The organism is Marinobacter sp. L-46 (genome assembly GCF_056859535.1).
Window position 1 is genome coordinate 1 of record NZ_JBSXOP010000068.1, and the last position, 22,209, is coordinate 22,209.

Annotated in this window: 23 protein-coding genes and 1 pseudogene; all 24 read right to left on the bottom strand. The window is 52.0% G+C overall.

Going from position 1 to position 22,209, the window contains the following annotated elements:
* Positions 1-178: 178 nt before the first annotated feature.
* A pseudogene (locus AC13DJ_RS10555) lies at positions 179-391 on the bottom strand (nucleotidyl transferase AbiEii/AbiGii toxin family protein); the annotation flags it as partial.
* Positions 388-1,029: a type IV toxin-antitoxin system AbiEi family antitoxin domain-containing protein gene (locus tag AC13DJ_RS10560; protein ID WP_476131344.1), complete on the bottom strand. Its 642-nt coding sequence runs from the start codon at positions 1,027-1,029 to the stop codon at positions 388-390. The pseudogene AC13DJ_RS10555 and the gene AC13DJ_RS10560, both read right to left, overlap by 4 nt.
* A 57-nt stretch (positions 1,030-1,086) precedes the next feature.
* Positions 1,087-2,538, bottom strand: a complete 1,452-nt coding sequence (locus AC13DJ_RS10565) for an MBL fold metallo-hydrolase RNA specificity domain-containing protein (protein WP_476131346.1) — start codon at positions 2,536-2,538, stop codon at positions 1,087-1,089.
* A gap of 60 nt (positions 2,539-2,598) precedes the next feature.
* On the bottom strand, positions 2,599-4,599 hold the full coding sequence (locus AC13DJ_RS10570) for a polysaccharide biosynthesis protein (protein ID WP_482933711.1): 2,001 nt from the start codon (positions 4,597-4,599) through the stop codon (positions 2,599-2,601).
* 300 nt (positions 4,600-4,899) lie between these two features.
* On the bottom strand, positions 4,900-6,516 hold the full coding sequence (gene pgm / locus AC13DJ_RS10575) for a phosphoglucomutase (alpha-D-glucose-1,6-bisphosphate-dependent) (RefSeq protein WP_482933712.1): 1,617 nt from the start codon (positions 6,514-6,516) through the stop codon (positions 4,900-4,902).
* Positions 6,517-6,557: 41 nt separating this feature from the next.
* Positions 6,558-6,923 carry a GxxExxY protein gene (locus AC13DJ_RS10580; RefSeq protein WP_289103057.1) on the bottom strand — a complete coding sequence of 122 codons (366 nt, stop codon included), beginning with the start codon at positions 6,921-6,923 and terminating at the stop codon, positions 6,558-6,560.
* Positions 6,924-7,047: 124 nt separating this feature from the next.
* Positions 7,048-7,419, bottom strand: coding sequence for a type II toxin-antitoxin system VapC family toxin (locus AC13DJ_RS10585; protein ID WP_474540262.1), 372 nt, complete (start codon positions 7,417-7,419; stop codon positions 7,048-7,050).
* Positions 7,409-7,633 (bottom strand): hypothetical protein, encoded by a 225-nt coding sequence (locus AC13DJ_RS10590; RefSeq protein WP_474540263.1) that lies wholly within the window; start codon positions 7,631-7,633, stop codon positions 7,409-7,411. Before AC13DJ_RS10590 ends, AC13DJ_RS10585 begins: the two co-directional genes overlap by 11 nt.
* Positions 7,634-7,678: 45 nt before the next feature.
* Positions 7,679-7,798 carry a type II toxin-antitoxin system mRNA interferase toxin, RelE/StbE family gene (locus AC13DJ_RS10595; protein ID WP_474540290.1) on the bottom strand — a complete coding sequence of 40 codons (120 nt, stop codon included), beginning with the start codon at positions 7,796-7,798 and terminating at the stop codon, positions 7,679-7,681.
* Positions 7,799-7,857: 59 nt separating this feature from the next.
* Complete coding sequence (locus AC13DJ_RS10600) at positions 7,858-8,121, bottom strand: type II toxin-antitoxin system ParD family antitoxin (RefSeq protein ID WP_474540264.1); 264 nt, start codon at positions 8,119-8,121, stop codon at positions 7,858-7,860.
* A 133-nt stretch (positions 8,122-8,254) separates the two neighbouring features.
* Positions 8,255-9,382, bottom strand: coding sequence for a Fic family protein (locus AC13DJ_RS10605; RefSeq protein WP_482933713.1), 1,128 nt, complete (start codon positions 9,380-9,382; stop codon positions 8,255-8,257).
* A 122-nt stretch (positions 9,383-9,504) separates the two neighbouring features.
* Positions 9,505-9,930, bottom strand: coding sequence for a type II toxin-antitoxin system HicB family antitoxin (locus tag AC13DJ_RS10610; protein WP_474540291.1), 426 nt, complete (start codon positions 9,928-9,930; stop codon positions 9,505-9,507).
* A gap of 39 nt (positions 9,931-9,969) precedes the next feature.
* Positions 9,970-10,152, bottom strand: a complete 183-nt coding sequence (locus AC13DJ_RS10615; protein WP_476131134.1) for a type II toxin-antitoxin system HicA family toxin — start codon at positions 10,150-10,152, stop codon at positions 9,970-9,972.
* A gap of 191 nt (positions 10,153-10,343) precedes the next feature.
* On the bottom strand, positions 10,344-11,360 hold the full coding sequence (locus tag AC13DJ_RS10620) for a DUF2235 domain-containing protein (protein ID WP_482933714.1): 1,017 nt from the start codon (positions 11,358-11,360) through the stop codon (positions 10,344-10,346).
* Between the two features lie 52 nt (positions 11,361-11,412).
* The gene (locus tag AC13DJ_RS10625) at positions 11,413-12,579 is read right to left on the bottom strand and encodes a nucleotide sugar dehydrogenase (RefSeq protein ID WP_482933715.1); all 1,167 of its coding nucleotides are present in this window, start codon (positions 12,577-12,579) and stop codon (positions 11,413-11,415) included.
* 15 nt (positions 12,580-12,594) lie between these two features.
* Positions 12,595-13,152, bottom strand: a complete 558-nt coding sequence (locus AC13DJ_RS10630; protein ID WP_482933739.1) for a sugar transferase — start codon at positions 13,150-13,152, stop codon at positions 12,595-12,597.
* The gene (locus AC13DJ_RS10635; protein ID WP_482933716.1) at positions 13,149-14,090 is read right to left on the bottom strand and encodes a UDP-glucose 4-epimerase family protein; all 942 of its coding nucleotides are present in this window, start codon (positions 14,088-14,090) and stop codon (positions 13,149-13,151) included. Before AC13DJ_RS10635 ends, AC13DJ_RS10630 begins: the two co-directional genes overlap by 4 nt.
* A 40-nt stretch (positions 14,091-14,130) precedes the next feature.
* On the bottom strand, positions 14,131-15,372 hold the full coding sequence (locus AC13DJ_RS10640; protein ID WP_482933717.1) for a glycosyltransferase family 4 protein: 1,242 nt from the start codon (positions 15,370-15,372) through the stop codon (positions 14,131-14,133).
* Positions 15,369-16,442, bottom strand: coding sequence for a non-hydrolyzing UDP-N-acetylglucosamine 2-epimerase (gene wecB, locus AC13DJ_RS10645; RefSeq protein ID WP_482933718.1), 1,074 nt, complete (start codon positions 16,440-16,442; stop codon positions 15,369-15,371). The genes AC13DJ_RS10640 and wecB overlap by 4 nt, the downstream gene beginning before the upstream one ends.
* Positions 16,443-16,448: 6 nt before the next feature.
* Positions 16,449-17,570 (bottom strand): glycosyltransferase family 4 protein, encoded by a 1,122-nt coding sequence (locus AC13DJ_RS10650; RefSeq protein ID WP_482933719.1) that lies wholly within the window; start codon positions 17,568-17,570, stop codon positions 16,449-16,451.
* Positions 17,551-18,102, bottom strand: coding sequence for an adenine nucleotide alpha hydrolase family protein (locus tag AC13DJ_RS10655; RefSeq protein WP_482933720.1), 552 nt, complete (start codon positions 18,100-18,102; stop codon positions 17,551-17,553). The genes AC13DJ_RS10650 and AC13DJ_RS10655 overlap by 20 nt, the downstream gene beginning before the upstream one ends.
* A 235-nt stretch (positions 18,103-18,337) precedes the next feature.
* Positions 18,338-19,282 carry an IS5 family transposase gene (locus AC13DJ_RS10660; protein ID WP_482933721.1) on the bottom strand — a complete coding sequence of 315 codons (945 nt, stop codon included), beginning with the start codon at positions 19,280-19,282 and terminating at the stop codon, positions 18,338-18,340.
* Between the two features lie 121 nt (positions 19,283-19,403).
* Positions 19,404-20,672, bottom strand: coding sequence for a hypothetical protein (locus AC13DJ_RS10665; protein ID WP_482933722.1), 1,269 nt, complete (start codon positions 20,670-20,672; stop codon positions 19,404-19,406).
* Positions 20,669-22,015: a hypothetical protein gene (locus AC13DJ_RS10670; RefSeq protein ID WP_482933723.1), complete on the bottom strand. Its 1,347-nt coding sequence runs from the start codon at positions 22,013-22,015 to the stop codon at positions 20,669-20,671. The genes AC13DJ_RS10665 and AC13DJ_RS10670 overlap by 4 nt, the downstream gene beginning before the upstream one ends.
* Between the last annotated feature and the right edge of the window lie 194 nt (positions 22,016-22,209).

Consider the following 22,209-nt stretch of genomic DNA (forward strand, 5'->3'; position numbering starts at 1 on the left):
AAACGCTGGAAGCGAATCAAGGGGTTTGACCAACTGAAGCTGGTCGTGGACAACGTGCAGTTTCAGGATGGAATACAGGTGGAAGATCAATCTGGCAGGAACGCTGCCTGATGGTCATACACCAGATTTGACAATAACTCATAGCCCGGAAAAACGGCTCTAAGGAAAAATCCGGATCCGCTTGAAGCAGCGAAAAATCCAAGTCCTCGGAGAAGCGCGGAAGCCCATAGAATATCCGCAGGCACGTTCCACCATAGAACGCCGCGTTGTCAAAAAAGCCACCACGATACAAACCAGCCAGAGCAATTTCCTGCATGACCTCACGTAGCGCGAGGTCCATCTGCCCTTCACCCACCGGATACCGGGCCAGCATCTGATCAATCACGCTCATCGCCAGCTCTCCAGCACCTGCCCCAGGAGCTCAATCAAGGCCGCCTTGTGCCCGCCCCCCCGGTAAACACTCAAAACATCCATATCAACTTCCTCCAAACACTCCCTGTCTACTCTCAAATCCTCTTCCAGAAACGCTTCCATTGCCCCTGCTGAAAACAACCGGAGATTGCGTGTGAGTAAAAGCTTGTCACACAGCGCCTTGGTTGGCCCCGCAACCAGGCACCCGGCACCACCTTCAACACGCTCGATCCTCGCGCCAACATAGAGCAATTCAACGGGAACATGCTGATAAGAAAAGCTCCCAACCGGTGTTCGGTAACTTTTAGCACGCCGCGACGTAACCGACGTTACCCCCCAAACACCCTCAGGAATCAAGCCATGCCAGGCAAGCGCCCAGTCAAGCGACACACACGAAGGACCGTAAAGATTATTCGCAATCAGCGGCAAACTCAGTGGCTCCCGGCGCAAAGCCGGGCCCAGAACATAAACCCCCTTTTTCAAGGGCACCAGAACCTCCTCCGCTACCAGCTTCGCTATCTTGTCGTTCGGCCTGCGGTATTCGCCAAGCAAAGACAAGAGTGAAGCATGGTTGAAAGGAATGCTCCCGAATGTTTGTAACTTCCGCTCAAGGTCCATGCGTAAATATTACACACCAAATCGACTACTTGTCGATTACCTAAGCAAAATCTACGCTCACCCAGGAATGAGCACTGACGAACCAGAAACCCGATCCTCACAAAGGCGTTTAAAATGCGCCTTGGCATCATCATCCCCATGCACCACACGAATCTCCTTGGGCGCTTGAGGAATACCTTCGACAAACCGCAATAAATCACTCTGCCCCGCGTGGGCGGAGTAGCCGCCGACCTGGTGAACTTGGGCGCGGATGTCGTAACGTTCGCCATCCAGTTCTACCCAACCACCACGAGGGCCATAGGTGAGAATATCCCGGCCCGGGGTTCCCGCGGCCTGGTAGCCGACGAACAACACGTCGTTACGGGCATCACCCAGCATAGCTTTCAGATAATTCACCACCCTGCCCCCGGCGCACATGCCGGAACCGGCCAGCACCACGCAGGGGCGGTGGGATTTGGCCAGGTATTCTACGGCATTCAGGTGGTCTTCGTGGGAGTTGATCACAGTGAGCTGTTCGAAGGAAAGCGGGTGGCGGCAGGCTTTCACCAGCGCGCGGGCCTCGGCGTCCCAGAAGGGTTTGAGGTCGCGGTAGATTTTGGTGAACTCGGCGGCCAGGGGCGAATCTACAACTATCTCTAGTTGGTCCCAGGTGAGCCCTTCACTGGAGCCTGACTGGGGTCTGCCCCTACGTGGACTGACCCCTCCGGCACCAAGCTCAGCAACAGGCTCATCACCAAACTCAGCAATCAACCCCTCAATCTCATACAACAACTCCTGCGTCCGCCCGATACTAAACGCCGGCACCAGCACAGTACCCCCATCTGCCAGCGCATGTTCCAGCACCCGCTTCAACCGATACCGCCGGGTTTCCCGACCTTCATGATCTTTATCGCCGTAAGTGCTTTCAATCACCAACCGGTCTGCCCGCTCAGGCGAAACCGGCTCCGGCAGCAGCGGCGAGTGAGGCGCACCCAAATCCCCGCTGAACACCACACGCTCTTCATGATTCCCGGCCCTGGCATCGCACTCCACATACGCTGAACCAAGAATATGCCCAGCCCTCTGCAAGCGCACCGAAAGCGAACACTCACCCTCATCAAATACCTCATGCCACTGCCCATAAGGCACCGGCACAATACGGGAGCGGATCAAATCCAACACGCGGTTGATTAACGAACGATCCCGGGTGAAGCCAATCTTCAGGGCATCTTCCAGAATTTCCGGCAGCATGATGGAGGAAGGCTCGGAGCAGATGATAGGGCCATCAAAGCCGGCGGCCAGAAGGTGGGGAATGCGGCCTACGTGGTCTATGTGGACGTGGGTGACCACCAGGGCGCGGATGTGGGAGATGGGGAAATCGATGGCGAGGTCGCCAGCATTGGCGCGCTGCTTTTCTTCCTGGCCCTGGAACAGGCCGCAGTCTATGAGGATGCCAGCATCCATAACCCGAAGCTCATGGCAAGAGCCAGTCACCCCATTCACCGCTCCATGGTGCAAAATCTCAATCATTCAACAATCCTTGTTTAATGGTTTCACAAAAAGTTCAGGCAGCCATCGGGTACCAAACCGTCACCCCAAGTTCCCCCGCTTCTCCCAAATCAAATCCACAATCCCATTACTAGGCGCATACCCCTGCACCGTACTCAACAACAACTCCCGCACATCCTCATAAGCATCGGATTCTACGGCGTCTTGCAGGGCAAGCAGGATGGCACGCAGTTCGGGCCAGGGCAGGAAATCTTCGTTGGCGCGGTGGATTTTGGGGTGGGAGGTGGTCTCGGGGTTATCCCCTATCAGGAGTTCTTCATACAGCTTTTCGCCGGGGCGAAGGCCGCTGAAGGCGATGGAGATATCCCCGTTGGGGTTGGCCTCGTCACGAACGGTAAGGCCGGAGAGCATAATCATCTGGCGGGCGAGCTCGACAATCCGCACCGGCTCGCCCATATCGAGTACAAACACATCACCGCCCTGCCCCATAGAGCCGGCCTGTATCACCAGCTGGGCCGCTTCGGGGATGGTCATGAAAAAGCGGGTAATGTCTTTGTGGGTCACCGTTACCGGGCCGCCGCGGCGGATCTGTTCGCGGAACAGCGGAATCACCGAGCCAGACGAGCCCAGCACATTGCCAAAGCGCACCATGGTAAAGCGGGTGCGGTTTACCCGGCTAACCGCGGAATCGTCACCCAGCAGCTTGGGCGCCTGCTCCGCACTCAGGGCCTGCAGCACCATTTCCGCCAGGCGCTTGGTGGCGCCCATCACATTGGTGGGGCGCACGGCTTTGTCGGTCGATATCAGCACACAGTTAGGCACGTTGCAGATAATCGCCGCCTGGGCCACCTTCAGGGTGCCGAACACATTGTTCAGAATGCCCTCGGCCACATTGTGCTCCACCATGGGCACGTGCTTGTAGGCCGCGGCGTGGTAAACAGTATCCACACCCCACACCGTCATAATATCCCGCAGGCGCGAGCCGTTGCGGATAGAGCCCAGAATCGGCACCAGCTGCACATCCAGCTTCTGGGATTTCACCCAGCCTTCCAGCTCGGTATGAATCGCATACAACCCGTACTCGTTATGCTCATAAAGCACCAGCACCTTCGGGCCGACATTCACAATCTGCCGGCACAGCTCGCTACCAATCGAGCCGCCCGCGCCGGTTACCATCACCACCTGGTTTTCAATGCAGCGGCCGAACAGGTCATCCACCGGCGGCACCGGGTCCCGCCCCAGCAGGTCGGCCACGTCTACTTCCTGCAGGTCATCTACCTTCACCTTGCCGCTGGCGATATCCATAATGCCGGGAATGGAGCGAACATGAACGGGGAAGCGGGCCAGGTTGTTCAGAATCTCCTGCCGCTCGGCGCGGGTGGCCGAAGGAATGGCCATGAACACTTCCTTCACGCCGGTTTTATCCAGCATTTTCGGCACCTGGCGGGACGAATACACCGGCAAACCTGCAATGCTGCGGCCCACCAGGCTCGGATCGTCGTCGATAAACGCCATGGGCTTATACAGACGCCCCACCCACAAAGACGCCAGCAACTGGTTACCCGCCGCACCCGCGCCATAAATGGCAATGGGCAGGCCACCATCGGTCTCCACCCGCTTGTTACCGATAATGGTGCCGCCTCCCAGCAGCCAGTCACCCATAAAATACTGCCGCGCCGCCAGCCGCAAACCGCCGATCAGCAACAGGCTCAACCACCAGTACGACACCATAGAAGAACGAGGGAACAGCAAATCCCAACCCGTTGCCTTGGCCGCAACCACCACAGCAATCAGCGTAAGGAACCCGAGCGTAACCGCCTTGAAAATGGTATACAGCGCCTGGCCACCAAAATGTCGCATCACCGCCCGGTACATACCGGTCACAATATAAACCGGCAACGCCATCATCGGCGCCAACACAAACAACCAGGGCTGATTCCCCTGCGGCCACACCCAGCCCTCGCCCGCCATCCGCAAGTAAAGCGACAGATACAGGGCTGTCCAGATCAACAAAACATCCACAACGATCTGAAGCGAACGCTTCTGGGCATAGCTAAGGCGAATCAAACGTTCCTTGAACATGCGAGCATCCTGGTTACTGCGGGAAAATTGTTCTTCCGGAATTGTGACAGCTTTTTGCGTTAGCGGGGAGTGGGGAGGTTGTTAAGCTTTGTCAAACTTTGGGGCCCGGCAAAGGGGGCTGACCCCGCAGGGGTCAGACCCCTCCCACTCCAAACTTTGGCAGATGGTCAGGGAGTCTGACCCGTAGGGTCAGACCCCTTCGGGGCATCTTCGGAGTCGGCAAAGGGGTCTGACCCCGCAGGGGTCAGACCCCTCTCACTCCAAACTTTGGCGGATGGTCAGGGAGTCTGACCCGTAGGGTCAGACCCCTTCGGTACCCAGCAAAGTCTCGGCCTCCACCAAAATCTCTTCCAAATGCCCCTCCCCCAAAAAACTCTCCCCATAAATCTTACACAGGTCTTCAGTCCCACTAGGCCGCGCCGCAAACCACCCATTGCGGGTCGTCACCTTCAGCCCACCAATCGCCGCACCATTGCCCGGCGCAACCGTCATGGCTTCCACAATCGGGTCCCCGGCCAGCTCGGTAAACGGCAAATCCTCCGGCTTCAGGGTTTTCAGCTTTTGCTTCTGCTCAGCGGTGGCGGGGAAGTCTTTACGGCGATACACCGGCGCGCCGTATTTCTCCGTCAGCTGCGCATAATACTCACTGGGCAACTTACCGGTCTTGGCGCGAGTCTCCGCCGCCAGCAGACACAAAATAATGCCGTCTTTGTCGGTGCTCCAGGGCTGGCCATCAAAGGTCAGAAAACTCGCCCCGGCGCTTTCTTCGCCGCCGAACACCAGCTCGCCAGTGTGCAGGCCTTCCACAAACCATTTGAAGCCCACGGGCACTTCGTACAACTCCCGGCCTTGGCCGGCTACCACGCGGTCGATAATGGAAGACGACACCAGGGTTTTACCCACCTTCAGCCCCGCGCCCCACTGCGGCCGGTGGCTGAGCAGGTAATCGATGCACACCGCCAGGTAATGGTTCGGGTTCATCAGGCCGGCGGCGTCGACAATGCCGTGGCGGTCGGCATCCGGGTCATTGCCAAAGGCGAGGTCGAAACGGCCTTTGATGGTCAGCAGGTTGGCCATGGCGGCAGTGCTGGAGCAATCCATGCGGATCTTGCCGTCGTGGTCTGGGGGCATGAAGGCGAAATCCGGGTCCTGCTTGCGGTTCACCACTTCCAGGTCCAGGCCATAGTGCTTGGCAATGGCATCCCAAACCGCCAGCGCCGCGCCGCCCATGGGGTCGACACCCAGTTTCAGGCCGCTGCGGGCAATCGCCTCCATATCCACCACCTGCCCCAGCCGTTGCACGTACTCCTGCACAAAATCCCAGGGCTCGGCCGCCACCACCGCCTGCCGGCGCGGAGACGTCTTCACACCCGCCAATCCGGCTTCCAGAAGCTCATTAGCCCGCCGCTCAATCCAGCCGGTAGCCTCCGTACCTGCCGGGCCGCCGTCCGGGCCGTTGTATTTTATCCCGCCATCCTCCGGGGGATTGTGAGACGGCGTAATAATCAACCCATCCGCCAATGCCGCCGGCTTATCAGCGTTGTGCACCAGAATGGCGTGGGACACCAGCGGCGTGGGCGTAAAGCCCCCGGCAGAATCCACCCGCGTCACCACGCTGTTACCCGCCAACACCTCCAACACCGAATCCATCGCGGGGCCAGACAGGGCATGGGTGTCTTTGCCCACATACATTGGCCCGGAAATGCCCTGCTTGTTCCGCCAGTCCACTACCGCCTGGGTGATGGCCAGGATGTGGTAGCGGTTGAAACTGCGGTTTAACGACGTGCCGCGGTGGCCGGAAGTGCCGAAGGTAACTCGTTCAGCGGGGTTCTGGGGGTTGGGGGTGTGTTCTTTGTAGGCTGCCAGTACTTTGTTCATAGCTTGGGAGGATTCCTGTTTTTGGCCACGGACACTCACGGACGCTCACGGACGAAAAGAGCGGTCACTGGTAACACAGCCTATAGTACGATTCTTTTGATTGTGGCTTTGGGAAAGGTGAAGTTTATTAGCAAGCCGGTTCTGTGGCCGGTGGCCTTCAGGTAATTAATCAGCTGCGGCTCGGCTGACAATGGCAGCCTTAGCTGGGCTTTCAGTTCTAAGACAATCGCACGGTTAACCAAAAGATCCAGGCGATGCTCGCCAACGGGCTGGCCCTTGTAGTTAACAACTACCGGTACCTCGGCTTGCACCTCCAGCCCGCGCTGGCGCAACTCATAGGCTAACGAATTCTGGTACACCGCCTCCAGAAACCCAGGCCCCAGTACCTTATTAACTTCATAAACAGCACCGCGAATGCGATAAGTCAGCTCCTCATCCCTGAGCATAACAACCTCTAATTTCTGTCCGTGAAATCACTTGTCCGTGAGTGTCCGTGAGTGTCCGTGGCTAAGAGGCTTTCAGTTCTTTTCTTCCGTGGCAAAAGAATCTCTCAATAATCACCAACCAAAGTCAGCCACCTCCAACGACCTCAGCCAAACTAACGACAGTTCCAACATGCCGGGCCGACAACTTTACATCGTCAGTAACCAACACATAGCCGCCCACTATGGCAGTCGCAGAAATTATGCTATCCGGGAGTTTAAGGGAGGTGTTTCGACGAATTTTGATCGCAGTCTCCTGAACGGAGCTCAGTAACTCGAATACGGTGAGATTTTTTAATACCGCCTGTAGAGCTGCCTCATCACTTCCTGTCAGTGATGGCCAAGACAGCAACTCCATCTTGGTGATTACAGAAACCGCATAATGCGCGGGAGGAAGTCTCAGCTTTTGGTTCAACGCGTAAATTACAGCATTGGTATCCAGCAAATACTTACCACTCATCCCTCATTTCCCTTTGAATAGCTACCGCGTCCTTTCCTTTGAACGCATCAATATCGAGATCGCTAAAATCCAGTGGCGCCTCCTTGGACGAAGGAACAACCTCCTCCCGGACCATCACAATCACGCGAGCATGGCCGTCCGACAATTGCGAATACTCCTTTGGAATTCGCACCAGCCCTTTTTTGATGTCGGCCTCGAATTCAATGGCGTACATCTCTCAACTCCTCTTCAAACCGGTAACGGACAGTCTAGCAGTTTATCAATGATGAAGGTGACAGGGGGGCAGCGTGCCGTTATCAACTCTGTAGATCAAAACCAGGTCTGGCTTGATGTGGCAATCCCTGAAACCATGCCAGTTGCCGGTCAGAGCGTGGTCGATAGCGACTCCGCGCGGTGCCCCCTTCCCTGGAGTTAATTGAAATTCCTTTCTCTAGTCTTTCAATGCCCCTTTCGCATCCTCTCAAGCGCCGTCTCCCTGGCTGCCCGACGAATCTCCTCCAGTGTGCGATGACTAAAACCGCTTTCCTCCCCCTCTAGCAGTGCTGCCCGCAATTGCTCCAGCCCGGCACTGCGCTCCTGATCCCTTCGGATCAAATCGCGAAAGTACTCACTATCGTTTGTAAAATCACCACGAGCGATCCGAGACTTAACCCAGTTGCTCTGGGTATCTGTCAAAGTGATTGTCTTGCGAACAGTCGTCATAAAGCACCCCCAACATCATACTATTGGTGCAGAATAGCAAGCTTTTAAAAGCATAAACGGTAAGCGAAAAATACTTTTCTTTAATCTTTTTTCCGTGTCCTTCCGTGGCAAAAAAAATCTTTAACCCAACTAATCACAAGTCCAGCTTATACCGAGCATAGCGCCCTTTGCTATAAATGGGCGCCAGCACGCCCTCCGCAACCAGGTGTTGGAGATCCCGGGTAGCCGTGGCTTTGGAGCAACGCGTTAAATTCTGATATTTCGCCGCATTGATCCCATTTTCAAAGCTCGGCGCATCCTGGCCCAGCATCCTGCGAATCAGCTTAAGTTGTCGGTCATTCAGCGATTCAGTGTCGAGCCCGTCCCAGAAGCGGGCCTTTTTCACCACGTACTGAATAACATCAAACGCACCTTCCAACGCCTCAACAACCCGCTCGCCAAACCAATTAACCCAAGGCGTCACATCCAGCGTATCTTTCGACGCCTTGTTAAGCTGCTGGTAATAAGCCTTCCGATGTCGGCTTAACACCGTCGCCAGGCTCATCATCAGCGGCTGCCCCAGCATCTGGCACACAGCCACATCCGCAACAGCCCGCCCCACCCGGCCATTACCGTCTTCATAGGGGTGAATCGTTTCAAACCACAGATGAGCAATTGCCGCACGCGCCACACCGGGTAAGGCGCGGGAGCCATCCTCAAACCAATCCAGGAACCGCTGCATTTCCTCGGGCACACGCACAGAAGGCGGGGCCTCGAAGTGAATCGTCGGATTGTGAACAGGGCCAGAGACTATCTGCATGGCATCTGGATGGGTACGCCACTGCCCCGCCATGCCGGCCGGGCCCAGAAACGGGCCAGAATTGTGCGCCGGAAGCACCAGTTCATTCCAGTGGTGCAGGCGTTCCGCTGTTAATGGTTCTTCGTAAAGGTCTATCACTTCAAGAATCAGAGCGGAGATACCTGCCGCTACCGGGTCATGTACCGCTATCTTCTCATTGGGGCTCAAAAAATGATTCTTGATGGAGCTGCGCACATCCTCGCGATTAAGCGATTCGCCCTCAATCGCACTGGTTTCGATCGCAGCGCTGACCAGAAGGTCCAACTTCGCTTCGCTACCAAGGCTTTCCGGCACAACCGCCATCGCCCCAAGAATCTTATGAGACGCCGCAAGAGCCTTACTCGTCCAGAGCTCTGCAGATTTCTGATCAAAGCTGTAAGCGGGCCAGTTGTCCAGTTGCCATGTATACATCGAATGAGCCATTAGAAGAAACCTATCGGCTCACCTTAGCATGAAATATGAGCCGATAGAAAAACATAACGGCTCAACCGAAACTGGGCCTCCCGTTCCGTGGATTTCGTGGCAAAAAAAGATCCTTATCCTTATCACGCACCAACCGAGGAATGCCCCTTTCGCATCCGCTCAAGAGCAGCCTCGGTAAGAAACGCCGAGCGGGAGCGAGCCTCGGCAGGGTGCTCCTGCACATACCGGTCAATCTGCTTCAACACCAGACTCGGCACAGTGATATTGATCTTTTCGGCCTTACCAAGAAACGGTGTTATATCCACCTCAACAAAGCCCCAGATAGCCCCGTCGAAGTCAGGATTACACCGATGCACAGCAATCGCCTGGGCAGAGGGGATCTCCTCCCCCATCTCCGCCAGCAACTCCAGATGCCCCAAAATCGCCTCCTTGGCGTTGTCCAAAGCCTCATCTTCACTATCACCGGCAGAAAAACACCCCGGAATATCCGGCACACTTACGCCAAATTGCTTGCCGTCATCTGTATGAAGTGCAACTGGAAAACGCATAGCCAATACCTCTGCTTTTGGCATCCTATGCCGAAACATTTACTTCCACCCCGCCTGTTTCCAAATACTTCTTAGAGTGCCTTTCGGAATATCTGACTTCGGGTGGGGCAACGTTACCAATCCTGGTTTTTCGGGATGTTTGAAGTGGTGGTGGCTACCTGTCACACGAACCAACTCCCACCCATCTTTCTCAAGCATTTTTCTAACTTCAGAACTCTTCATGCAAATCCCTTTGCCTTTAGTGGCTACTATAACCACTAAGATGTTTTTATCAACACCATAACCACCTTTTCAGGGGTGGGGGTATTTATTGCCACGAAATCCATCTCGAAAGAACACGAAAAACCTATAAAAAACATATAAGAAACACTTTTTATCCTTTCGTGTCCTTTAGTTAGTGGCAAAAAAAGTCTTTAGCAGTCACCCACCACAGCAATCCCGTCCCACCCCAAACGCCCAACCAACTCCGCCAAACCAGGGCTCTTGTACGGCACCGAATCATCCTCCCACCGCCGCCGTACGCTTTCATGCACTACCGGCTCCACCGCCCGCACGTGCTTGCGGCCCATGGCCTTATAGAAGCCCTTGTACTCATTATGCTGCCGCCCCGCATAATCCGGGTTCAGGCGCAGCAGGAAGTGGGGTTCCAGGCCCAAGCCGCAGGCCTGGGCTTCGCGGGCCATCCACTCGCCGGGGATATCGCCCAGGGCGTGGTCCGGGTAGCCGCCGCCGATGTCGGTATGCACACCGGCAAACCACACCTGCTGCAGATCAATCCCCGGTTTGGGGCTCCATAGTGCTGGCTCGAAATCCTGGCGCATCTCGTCTATCGCCACCGCATGGCGGGCGTGGTTGATGATGCGGCTGGGCTCGGTGTCGTGGAACAGGTAGCGGCTGGTACCCAGGGTACCCAGAAACGGCGCGGGAATGCCCAGGGCGCCGACGGTATCGAACACCCCGATAAAATGAATACGGCTGACATCCGCCACCGCGTAGTTCCTGCGGAAGGTCTCCGCCTTCTCCCGCCCGGGGGCAGAGGCCGGGCCGCGGTTGCGGTACAGGGCATAGGCATGGCCCACCTTCTCGGCATGTTCGCGCCGCAAAATCCCGCAGTTACGAATCAGCCCCGCCAGCGAGCGCACCGTATAGGCCCCGCGGCTAAACCCGAACAAATACAGCGCATCCCCCGGCTCGTAGTTATGCACCACAAAGCGGTAGCAATCCTGGATGTTCTTGTCGATGCCCTTGCCGGTAATACCGCCAGAGAACTTGTCTCCCTCCGAACCCACACCCCAGTCGTAAAACACCACCTGCTTGTTACCAGTCGCATCCTCCGGGGCAATGCCCTCAGCCAGGCGCAGAACGTGGGTGGACGTGTCGGATTCCGGCGATTGCCAGGTTCCGTCTGAACAAATGATGATGTTTTTCATGGTGCCTCCTGTTCCTTGGAGTTAATCGAAATTCCTTTTCGGCCACGGACACTCAGTCACTACCAAACAAATCCCGCGTATACACCTTGCCTTCAACGTCCGCGAGGTTCTCACTCCGGCGATTGGCAACAATCACATCCGCCTCTTGCTTGAAGGCATCCAAATCACGAATAACCCGGGAGTGGAAAAACTCGTTTTCCTTCAGCTCCGGCTCATAAACAATCACCTCAACACCCTTGGCCTTGATGCGCTTCATGATTCCCTGAATGGCGGAAGCACGGAAATTGTCAGAGCCGGATTTCATCACCAGACGGTACACACCCACCACCTTCGGATTGCGGGCAAGAATATCGTCCGCGATAAAGTCCTTACGGATACGGTTAGCATCCACAATCGCTTTGATCAGGTTATTGGGAACATCTTCATAGTTGGCCAGCAACTGCTTGGTGTCTTTCGGCAAGCAATAACCACCATAACCAAACGAGGGGTTGTTGTAGTGATCGCCAATACGCGGGTCCAGCCCCACGCCATCGATAATCTGCCGGGAGTTCAGACCATGCCGGGCGGCGTAGGTGTCCAGTTCGTTGAAGTAGGCCACGCGCATGGCCAGGTACGTATTGGAAAACAGCTTGATGGCCTCGGCCTCGGTGCTATCGGTAAACAGAACCGGCGCGTCCTCTTTTACCGCGCCCTGCTTCAGCAGCCCGGCAAACACCTCGGCACGCTCGGAACGCTCGCCGACAATAATGCGCGAGGGGTACAGGTTGTCGTGCAGCGCCTTGCCTTCGCGCAGAAACTCCGGCGAGAAGATCACATTGTTGGTTTCAAACTGCTCACAAATCTCTTTGGTATAACCCACCGGCACCGTGGATTTAATCACCATCACCGCGCCCGGGTTAATGGCCATGACATCCTGAATCACCGATTCCACGGTTTTGGTGTTGAAGTAGTTGGTCTGCGGGTCGTAATCGGTGGGCGTGGCAATCACCACAAAATCCGCCCCCTGATACGCCTGCTCTTTATCCAGCGTGGCGGTGAAGTTCAATTCCTTATTGGCCAGAAAATCGGATATTTCCGCATCAATAATCGGGCTCTTGCGGTTGTTCAGCAACTCGACTTTCTCCGGATCAATATCCAGAGCAACCACTTCGTTGTGCTGGGCCAGCAGCATGGCGTTGGAAAGGCCTACATAGCCGGTACCAGCAATGGCGATTTTCATCTAATACTCCTGAAATTAATCTTTCCCTGGTACGCGATCCCCAGCACCCTTACCCGCCACAGTCATGAAGATATATTTGAAGTAAGCACCCACTGTCAGGCTCTCCAGCATCTTCTGGTCCGTCTCCGCCAACAACATAGGCGTAGACATATCAATATCATTCACCTGCGCCAGCCCGGTAATACCCGGCCGGGCAGCCAGCACACCACGCTGCTCACGCTCGGTAATCAACTCTTCCTGATTGAACAAACAAGGTCGGGGCCCCACGAGGCTCATTTCGCCCTTCAGCACATTCCACAGCTGCGGCAACTCATCTAGTTTAGTGCGGCGAAGGAAGTGCCCGAAAGGCGTAATCGCACTGGCACTGGCCAGGTGGCTGGCGACAGAGGCGGTGTCTTTTTTCATGGTGCGGAACTTAACCAGAGTGAACGGCTTTTTGTTGCGCCCTACCCGCTCCTGGCAAAAAACCGGAGAGCCGGTATCGAAAAAGCCAATAACCACCAGAAGCAACAGCACCGGAAAGCCAAACAGCAAACCAAATAACGAAAAGAAAAAATCAAATAAACGAATCAAGAAGCATTCTCCGAAACAAAACAACGCCGAAGCCCTTCCTCCACAGACAGTGGCGGCTCCCAGCCCAATAGATTACGTGCCTTGGAAATATCCACCTGCAAGGAACCCAGTAACCGCTGGGCAACGGCTTTCTTCCCCAGCAAACCGGCACCGAACATCAGCATACCCGCAGGCACGGGAACCAACCTGGCGGGCTTACCCACGGCCCGGCCAACTCCATGCAACAACTCAGTAGTGGAAACATCCTGGCCATCACCGGCAAGAAACACCTGGTTGGCCGCAGCGGGGTGATCAATGCACGTAACGATTAAATCCACCAGGTTGTCCAAAGCCACGAGTGAACGCTTGTTGTGGATAGCGCCCAGAGGAAGAGGCATTCCTCGCCCAACCCATTTCATCAAACTGCCAAAGTTACCAGGGGCATTCGGGCCATACACCAAAGGAGGGCGAATGATCACAATTTCCATACCGGTAGACTTTGCAATTTTCCAGAGCCCCTGCTCCGCTTCCCATTTGGATTGCGCATAGGGTTCTGCCGGTGCAGGCTCGTCACTCTCTCTAAAAGGCCGGGTATTTATATTTCCGTTGACGCCTATAGAGCTGACAAAAAGAAACCGGCGAATCCCGGCTTCAGCTGCTTGCCGTGCAAGTTTGAGCGTCCCCTGCACGTTCACTCGCCGGTACTCAGAGAGAGGATCAACAACCTCATCTTGCAGAATGTGGGCTCTAGCTGCCACATGAATGACCAAATCCTGGCCAATCAAGGCAGATACCCAGTCTGTTTGGCTATCAAGGCTACGCACAACCACTTGACGCCCTGGTAGCTCATTGTTTTTTCGACGAACAGCACAAACCAAGTCGGTGCCTGTAGTCTCGCCCAATACCCGGGCCAACCTGCTACCGATAAAGCCAGTAGCGCCCGTTAGTAACACATTCATACCTACCCCACAGGAGCGAATTCAGCACCATAAATCATCATCAAGCAACAGGCTTTTCTGGTTCGAACAGTACATGAGCTAGCTTTTTTGCTAACTGGGAGTATTCATATTCCTTCTCGGCAGCGCGTCGACCATTTTTACCCATTTCGCTACGTGTTTCTGGCTGCATCCGGTATACCTCCAATACAGCGCCCGCAAGCGCCCCAAAATCTTCCGCAGGAATTTGAAGGCCAGCACCAGACTCAGAAATTGGATCACAGGCACCAGAGTAGGAATGAATTACAGGCCTACCAGAGAATAAATACTCCGGTATCTTGTTAGCTCCGATGCCGAACTGATATAGAGAGTCCTTTCTCCACCCAATATAACATGCGTCAAAATGAGCCAGCATAGCCTGAATCTCCCCCTTGGGAATCGGGTCTATAAAAAAGACATTGGTCAGCCCCTTCTCCGCCACCATGCGCTCCAGGTTTGTCTTTTCTTTCCCATCCCCAACCAGCGCAAATGCTATGCTCTGATATTCCCTCAACTGCTCTGCAGCCTCAATCAGAGTATCCAATGCATTGGCCACCCCAAGAGTACCGGTGTAACCGATCAAAAACTTGCCTTCTGGCAGCTGGCTTTGAGCACGCTGATTCAACGGAGTGTTCAATGAAACCTCATCCCGGCAAAAACCGTTCGGTACCCAGGCAAATTTCTCCCGCTTCATTCCACGGCTGGCCATGTGCTCAACTGAGTTTTTGAGATTGGAAACCACCCGATCCGAGTCTCTATATGCTTTATCTTCCACCCATTGCAGTAAACGGATAAACGGATGTCTAGGCGAATAGCCTCCGATATCTATTAACGTGAGAGGCCAAATATCCCGCACCTCAAACACCAGCCTTGATTTGAATTTCCTGGCAAGCTGTTTTGCGCCCAGAAAGGAAAGCAACGAGGGCGAGGAGCAGAGAACCACATCGGGAGAATCTGGAATTAACTTGGCGAGCTTTTGAATTCGCCAAGGGAACAAGAACCATCCTAAAATTCGGGTCTTGCTATGGGCCTGGCTGTATTTTGGCAAATCACACCATACCATGTTGAAACCATCTGTTACCTGCTCCAGTTCAAATCGGGAGTTTACCGACGGCTGCTCACGTAACAGATGGTGGGAGCCAGAGGTGATTAGATACACCTTATACCCCAGTTTAGCGAGCTCTTTACCCAGGTAATAATGGCGACCTGCATAACCGTAATCTGGCGTTGATGCATACTGGTTTACAATCCAAACCGTCTTAGTCATGCACCCGCCTTCACAAGCTCATCCACAATTCGTTGGGAAGCCTCCCCGCCCCCATATAACTGCTCAACATCCTTAACCCGCCGCCCAAGGTTCCGCCCGGCAGCGTCAATAATTTTTTCTTCATCTGCCCCAACAAGCTCGTTCGCGCCAGCTTCTACAAGCTCCACCCATTCTGTTTGGTTGCGCATAGTCACACAGGCTTTGCCAAAGAAAAAAGCTTCTTTCTGCACGCCACCACTATCCGTAAGCACCAGCTCACAATGGTCAAGTAACCAAACCATTTCGAAGTAACCCACCGGATCGATCACATGAGCGTTCAATTCCAAGCCTTGCTGGTCAATTAGCTTACGGGTGCGTGGGTGAAGAGGCAGCACCACCGGTGCCTGATCGCGGTGGAGTTTGTTCAACGCATTAACAATATTGGCGAGCCGCTGCGGGTTGTCGGTGTTCTCAGCGCGGTGCAAGGTAGCGAGGATGAAACGCTCCGGCAAGTCGCCACCGGCCGGAGTAATCGCTTTTTCCGCGAACAGTAGCGCCGCATCTTGCATGACATCGCCGGGTTTCAGCACTTGTACTGGCTTGTTAGCGAAACCTTCGTTTTCCAGGTTCTTAACCGCTGTGTTTGTGGGGCAGAATAACTGGTCGCTGATCTGGTCAGTGAGAATACGGTTGATTTCTTCCGGCATTTGCATGTTGAAACTGCGCAGACCTGCTTCTACATGAGCGATAGGGATATGCAGCTTGGCTGCGGCCAGAGCACCAGCCAAGGTGGAGTTGGTATCGCCGTACACCAATACCCGATCCGGCTTGTGTTTTAACAGTGTCTGCTCGATTTCAACCAACATACGGCCGGTCATTTCACCGTGGCTGCCACCGTGGATATCGAGTTGGATATCGGGACGCGGGATATTGAGCTGATTGAAGAAGATATCCGACATGTTGGCGTCGAAATGCTGGCCGGTGTGCAGCATGATTTCTTCGATGTCAGATGCTTGCTGGATGGCGCGCGAGACCACGCTGGCTTTGATAAATTGCGGGCGTGCACCGATGATTGTCAGTATTCGTTGCATGGTAAATCAGTCAGTCAGTGATTTATAAAATTCGAGCAGTTTTTGCTCCTCAATGCCCCAGTTGTACCGCTCATTCACAGCACGCTGGCCATTACGCCCCATCTGCTCCGCCTCTTCTGAATGCGTAACGAGATAATCAATCGCTTCAGCAATCGCTTTGGGGTCGAGCGGATCGACACAGAGGCCGCATTGGTTGCCTTCTATAATTTGTTTCCAGAGGGTGAAGTTCGATGCAATCACCGGCAAGCCGGCCGCCATGTATTCAAACATCTTCACGGGCAGCGCATCCAGGTAATTGATGATTGGATGAAGGGTTACCAGACCAGCGACAGATTCATTCAGCGCTGCTTTAACTCCTTCACGGTCAAGCCAACCCCGAAAATCTACTTGCTGCCATCCGGCTTCACTTCTTACCAGCTCTTCAAAGCTGGTTTGCGTGAAATTGCCCCCAAGAGTGAACTGAACGTCTGCCCGGGTGTACGCCATGGCCTGAACCATTTCATGAATGCCTCGAACTTTTCCCAAACCACCCACATACGCCACCTGGGCTTTCTTCCGGGACCAATCCACCGTGCCCGAAGACAGCTCACCCAGCAGCGGATAGTTGTTGATATCCACCGAACGTACGCCCATGGCAGTGAACTTGTCGCGGATATAGGGGGTGGCGGCAATAACGGCATCCACCTTGCGGCAGGCGTACTTCTCATAAACGGCAAAGCTATTGGACAACAGCCATTTGGCAGGCTTGTTGAGATAATGCTTGCCACGAATCTGCTTTGGAACATCCTCGTGGGCGTCAAAGATAACTTTTTTGCCGCGCTTTTTCAGTTTAAGCCCAATTGGCAGTAGCTCCGGGTCGTGCAGGTGATAAATATCTGCGTTTAACTCCAAGGCCCTGGCAAGCAGCCTGCTTGGCGCGTTGCGGATGCGGTCCAGGCGGCCTTTGGGAGCGCCGACATCATGGATAGCCACGCCCGCTTCTTGTTCATCGCCTTTGCCATCGGCGACAACCAGCGAAACATTGTGGCGTTGGCTGGTTAGGGAGGTGCATTCCTTGAGAAAGATACGGGTGTCGGTGCGGGAGTGGACGGAAGTTAGGTGGGCGATCTTAAGAGTAGTTTGTGACATTACGGCCCAACACCTTGGAAACTAACGACTGTATGCGTTTCATAAACGCGTATCGAGAATCCCAGTTTGGGTATTCAGAATACGCATGGCCAGGGGAAGAAACATACTCGTCAAGCTGTTCAACGGTAATGCCAAGTTTCTTCGCTACGTAATGTTTGTCCTCCCGCAGCTCATTTTCGTCATAAAGAGGCTTCGCTAACTCTTCCAACGCCTGTGCACGCGTCATCAAGCCTGCCAGCACCATGCTGGAGAAATGAGGCTTACGCTTGTCCATATTAAACTTGGTTGGCAAATAATGATTTTGAAAGAACTTGGTGAATCGTGATTCACCGTGCTTTCGACCATAAGGTTTGTACCCAACTTTCCCCCGGAGTTCACTCAAAGCCGAATCCTTACTATACGGCAAGTAATTCAATGGCCGAACAGCTTTCATATTTTTAATAAACGGATAATAAAAGTAGTATTGAAAGAAACTAATGGTTTTGTAATCCTTTAACGGAAGTTGACCAAATCTTTTATGAATCGCTTTCATGTTAATTGCATCCTTTGCGGCATGATGCCAGCTTTTAGGGAAAACGCACTCGGTCGCAATATTGCCACCACTAATCACATAATTTATTTTGTTATGGAAGGTCTGAATAACCGTCGATTTTCACCAGCATCCGTTTGAGCCAGCAGAAAACGGAAAAATCAGACGCAACTCCCCATTTATTTGTATGTTTTCTGCCCGTTTCCCGCCATTTTGGCGGAAAACAGGCGCACTGGCCCTACGCCAGCAGGTATTTTTCACCGATCAGCAGATTGCTGAACGCGGCCAACAAGTGCAGCCGGTTGCTGTTTTTCGACAGACCGCGGTAGCGAACCTTGTTGTAGCCGAACACCTGCTTGATGTACCGGAACGGATGTTCCACTTTTGAGCGGATGCTGGCTTTGAGTTTCTCGGCTTTCAGCTTGTCAGCATCCAGGGTTTTCCGTGAACCCGGGCGCTTGGCGATGAACCAAGACACATTTTTTCGGTGCTTGTGCTCGCCTCGCTTTTGTATGCCGAGGTAGCCGGCATCACCAAAGACTCGACGTTCTTCGCCGTGCAGCAATTTTCCGGAGGGCACAATGTCATGAACGTTGGCTGCGGTGGTATCGATGCTGTGGATCAGGCCCAGCGTGTCGTCGACACCAATGTGCATCTTCATGCCGAAGTGCCATTCGTTGCCCTTTCGGGTTTGGTGCATCTCCGGATCGCGCTTGCCAGAACTGTTCTTTGTGGAGCTGGGTGCAGAGATGATGGTGGCATCAACAATGCTGCCTTCACGCAGCATCAGGCCGTTTTTCTCCAGGTGCTTGTTCACTTCTTTGAACAGCACCTTGCCGAGACCATGCTGCTCCAGAAAGTGGCGGAACTTAAGGATCGTGGTTTCGTCGGGCAGACGATCAAGCTTGAGGCCAGCGAACTGGCGCATGGATTCGATCTCGTACAATGCGTCTTCCATGGCCGGATCGCTGAGGTTATAGAACAACTGCATGCAGTGAACGCGCAGCATGGCAGACAAAGGATAGGGAGGCCGCCCGTTCTGGCCCTTGGGGTAATAACGGGCTACCTTCTTTTCCAACTGCTTCCACGGAATCAGCTTGTCCATCCGTTCCAGAAAGATCTCGCGGCGGGTTTTGCGCTTTTTGGTCTGGTATTCGGCTTCGGAGAAGGTGATCTGATCCATGGTGGCAACGATCCTATGCGGTTGACGATGGCCGTATTATCGCTGATTTTGGGGACTTATTCAGAGTCTCCCTAGATAACGAAACATATTTTTAATTGAACCACAATTCCCCATCCCGTAGTCAACTATTTTTGTCATAAGAACCTCGGCAATTTTCATTAAGGAAGTGAATCAAATGCCTGGAGTTTAGGTAAGGCGTCCGCCTTGGTTTTTCTGCCAATGAACCTTCAATCCATCTCTTGATTTTTTCGGGATTTTGTTCAATTGTCGACGCAATGCCTGAGCTTCTTTCAGACTCAAAAAGATCTCCCAACAAACCACCTTTAACAACATGAGGACTAAGTATTGCTGATCTTACCCCAAACATTGATGCCTCTATAACTACAGAACTCATATCGGTAATGTGCAAGGAAGCCGAACTCAAAACGGCTGGCAAGGGAGCAATACTTGGAGATCTCCAAAAAACATTTTCTTTAGTGCCAAACATCCCCATTAACTGTTCATCGACTTCTTTAATGTTCGCTGAGTCCATTTGTACTGGATGCAACCTCAAATACCACAGAATATCTTTTTGCGATTCATTAATTACATCAACAAGAGCCTGACACATCAAACCATTAAACTTCTCACCGCTGTAATAAGTTTCCCGTAACCCCCACTGCAAACTAACAACAACAATATTCTTGTGCGCACTAATATTTGGGAGTGCTGATTTTGCATCATTAACCAAATCATCATTGGAAGACGGATTACAAAAACGCAAAATCCAGGGATTACTCACCTTGTAAGATTTAATATTTTTTTCAGAGCTTAAATTTTTTATATACTCAAAGGCGGAATCATCCCAGCATATAACCCCATATGGCATCTCATTTTTATCAAAATCCATTTTTTTAAACTGCCCGTACCAATTGTGGCTAGACGAAATCACCCCATGCTGAAAATCATATACTTTTACACCTAACCTGTGGCCGGCTAGGCATAAATATTTATCAGGCTGAATTGCTATGACACAATAAGGGTTCGAAGCTTTAAGCACCTTCTCCCAACGCCTTACTCTTAACCTTTTATTTAAACGAAAGAAATCTTTCTTATTCACGAAATAGCGAAAAAACTCGATGCATATTCTATCCAAAAGAAAATAGAGATTGTAACAGTAGGGACTATTGGCAGCGCGATCACCATAAGCCTTACTATAGTTTTTAGCAAGCATCAAGAACCTTATACCTAAGTGATCACAAACTTCAGCAATAGAATCAATAAGAGGCGAATATTTCTTGCCCTCATACTTATAGCCACAATTGTTATCATGCCTTACAAAAAGCACTTCGCACTCTGAATATTTTGGAAAAGCCCTAATATAGAGAAACTTGATAAAATCGAAACTCATTTGTACCTCGAAAGACCAAAATAGGAAAAGAAGTAAAGAGTCAACAAAAGTATAATAAATGACGGATTTAAAAAGTAATCAACAGAAAAAATCGTTAAAGGGGAGCTCATGGCCCGCATGGAATACCAAACCACAAAAACAGAGTAAAAAGCCACTAATATTATCTTAAGCTCCTCACTTTTTTGAAACAAAACACTGTTAATAAAAATCTTATCAAGGGCACCAAGTGCGAGACAATATAGAAAAATTAACGGGGCACCATAATACCCAAATATGAAGATTAAATTTGTCCCAAACATTCCTCCGGCAGCGCCACTTACATCCTCCGCTCGGTTCGCCGGGTACATCTCTTCTATTGCCATCTTACTAAAATTAATTGATCGGCTCTCTCCTCCAAAAAAATTCAACAACTTCGAATCTAGTCCCGAAATCCCAAGCGCTCCTAGCTCATCAAAATACTGCATCTGCAAATAATTAGACGCAGTTTGCCGAAATATTCTAGAAAATATATAGGTTATATCAGAATCGCCCATAAACTTCTCATAGAATACCATCAGAGCCAAAAGTGAGAAGGTAAAGATAACTAGAAGCTTACCATTAAAGATACCAAGAATGCCCTTGTAATTTAAAATTTTGTCTCGCTCTACCATAGATAAAACAAAGAATATTGAGACCAAAAAATAGACAAAAGAAGCCTTCTCAAGCGTAAAAGTTAAGCAAAAAGAAATGTACAAAAAAAGAGCAAAAATAAGAATAATATTTGTACGTGATTTAGTGAAATACCGCCTTCTCGCCAGCAAAATCAGAAATGCGATGGGTAAAAAGTATTGAAGGACATTTCGCCAAAACCTAAAAAGGAATGGCGGCTCAAGAGATGCCAAGCCGTGAGTAATATGAAGACGCTGAATTACAGCTTCGACTACGCTTCCACCAGCAAAAATATGAGCGATAGGAATATATGGCAACCAAACAAAGTATAAAATTGAGTAAACTAACGAAGCCAATAAAAAAACTTGAAGCCTTAAATTAATTTTTTTCCTCTTCTTAAGGTGAATGTAGCGATTTCTTATAGCAAGGCTACCCAGCATCAAACCAAAGACAGCGGAAAAAAAACTATATAAATAAATCCAATACAACTGCCAATTCATTCCACCAGAAGCTCTCCTTTCTACTAAGCTGTCTATGGTTCCTTCGCTGACGTAGTAACCAGGCAAGCCGACCATAAGGAACACGAGAATAAAAAACATATTTGAGAAGCTATACAACCTAATCCCGCAGCGACCAGAAAAAACAACATAAAACATTGCTAAGAAAAACACTAGTGTGTAGTAGACCCCCCCCATTACACCATCACCACTTTGTAAAATGAAAATAAAGAAAGATAAAAAAAATTAGCATTTTGAGCACCGGAAAAAACAACACATATAGCTTGTTTTGTAAAAATTTTGACTCTTGACAGTTAAATTATAACAACATGTTCATTGGAAAATCAGAAATGAACAGTATATATAAATATACTTACCCTTTACCAACACGA

Excerpts from the sequence above, each read along its gene's own strand:
- AC13DJ_RS10560 (WP_476131344.1), bottom strand. The coding sequence starts at position 1,029 with ATGGACCTTGAGCGGAAGTTACAAACATTCGGGAGCATTCCTTTCAAC.
- AC13DJ_RS10565 (WP_476131346.1), bottom strand. The coding sequence starts at position 2,538 with ATGATTGAGATTTTGCACCATGGAGCGGTGAATGGGGTGACTGGCTCT.
- AC13DJ_RS10570 (WP_482933711.1), bottom strand. The coding sequence starts at position 4,599 with ATGTTCAAGGAACGTTTGATTCGCCTTAGCTATGCCCAGAAGCGTTCG.
- AC13DJ_RS10580 (WP_289103057.1), bottom strand. The coding sequence starts at position 6,923 with ATGCTCAGGGATGAGGAGCTGACTTATCGCATTCGCGGTGCTGTTTAT.
- AC13DJ_RS10585 (WP_474540262.1), bottom strand. The coding sequence starts at position 7,419 with ATGAGTGGTAAGTATTTGCTGGATACCAATGCTGTAATTTACGCGTTG.
- AC13DJ_RS10590 (WP_474540263.1), bottom strand. The coding sequence starts at position 7,633 with ATGTACGCCATTGAATTCGAGGCCGACATCAAAAAAGGGCTGGTGCGA.
- AC13DJ_RS10600 (WP_474540264.1), bottom strand. The coding sequence starts at position 8,121 with ATGACGACTGTTCGCAAGACAATCACTTTGACAGATACCCAGAGCAAC.
- AC13DJ_RS10605 (WP_482933713.1), bottom strand. The coding sequence starts at position 9,382 with ATGGCTCATTCGATGTATACATGGCAACTGGACAACTGGCCCGCTTAC.
- AC13DJ_RS10610 (WP_474540291.1), bottom strand. The coding sequence starts at position 9,930 with ATGCGTTTTCCAGTTGCACTTCATACAGATGACGGCAAGCAATTTGGC.
- AC13DJ_RS10615 (WP_476131134.1), bottom strand. The coding sequence starts at position 10,152 with ATGAAGAGTTCTGAAGTTAGAAAAATGCTTGAGAAAGATGGGTGGGAG.
- AC13DJ_RS10620 (WP_482933714.1), bottom strand. The coding sequence starts at position 11,360 with ATGAAAAACATCATCATTTGTTCAGACGGAACCTGGCAATCGCCGGAA.
- AC13DJ_RS10625 (WP_482933715.1), bottom strand. The coding sequence starts at position 12,579 with ATGAAAATCGCCATTGCTGGTACCGGCTATGTAGGCCTTTCCAACGCC.
- AC13DJ_RS10635 (WP_482933716.1), bottom strand. The coding sequence starts at position 14,090 with ATGAATGTGTTACTAACGGGCGCTACTGGCTTTATCGGTAGCAGGTTG.
- AC13DJ_RS10640 (WP_482933717.1), bottom strand. The coding sequence starts at position 15,372 with ATGACTAAGACGGTTTGGATTGTAAACCAGTATGCATCAACGCCAGAT.
- wecB (WP_482933718.1), bottom strand. The coding sequence starts at position 16,442 with ATGCAACGAATACTGACAATCATCGGTGCACGCCCGCAATTTATCAAA.
- AC13DJ_RS10650 (WP_482933719.1), bottom strand. The coding sequence starts at position 17,570 with ATGTCACAAACTACTCTTAAGATCGCCCACCTAACTTCCGTCCACTCC.
- AC13DJ_RS10655 (WP_482933720.1), bottom strand. The coding sequence starts at position 18,102 with ATGAAAGCGATTCATAAAAGATTTGGTCAACTTCCGTTAAAGGATTAC.
- AC13DJ_RS10660 (WP_482933721.1), bottom strand. The coding sequence starts at position 19,282 with ATGGATCAGATCACCTTCTCCGAAGCCGAATACCAGACCAAAAAGCGC.
- AC13DJ_RS10665 (WP_482933722.1), bottom strand. The coding sequence starts at position 20,672 with ATGAGTTTCGATTTTATCAAGTTTCTCTATATTAGGGCTTTTCCAAAA.
- AC13DJ_RS10670 (WP_482933723.1), bottom strand. The coding sequence starts at position 22,015 with ATGGGGGGGGTCTACTACACACTAGTGTTTTTCTTAGCAATGTTTTAT.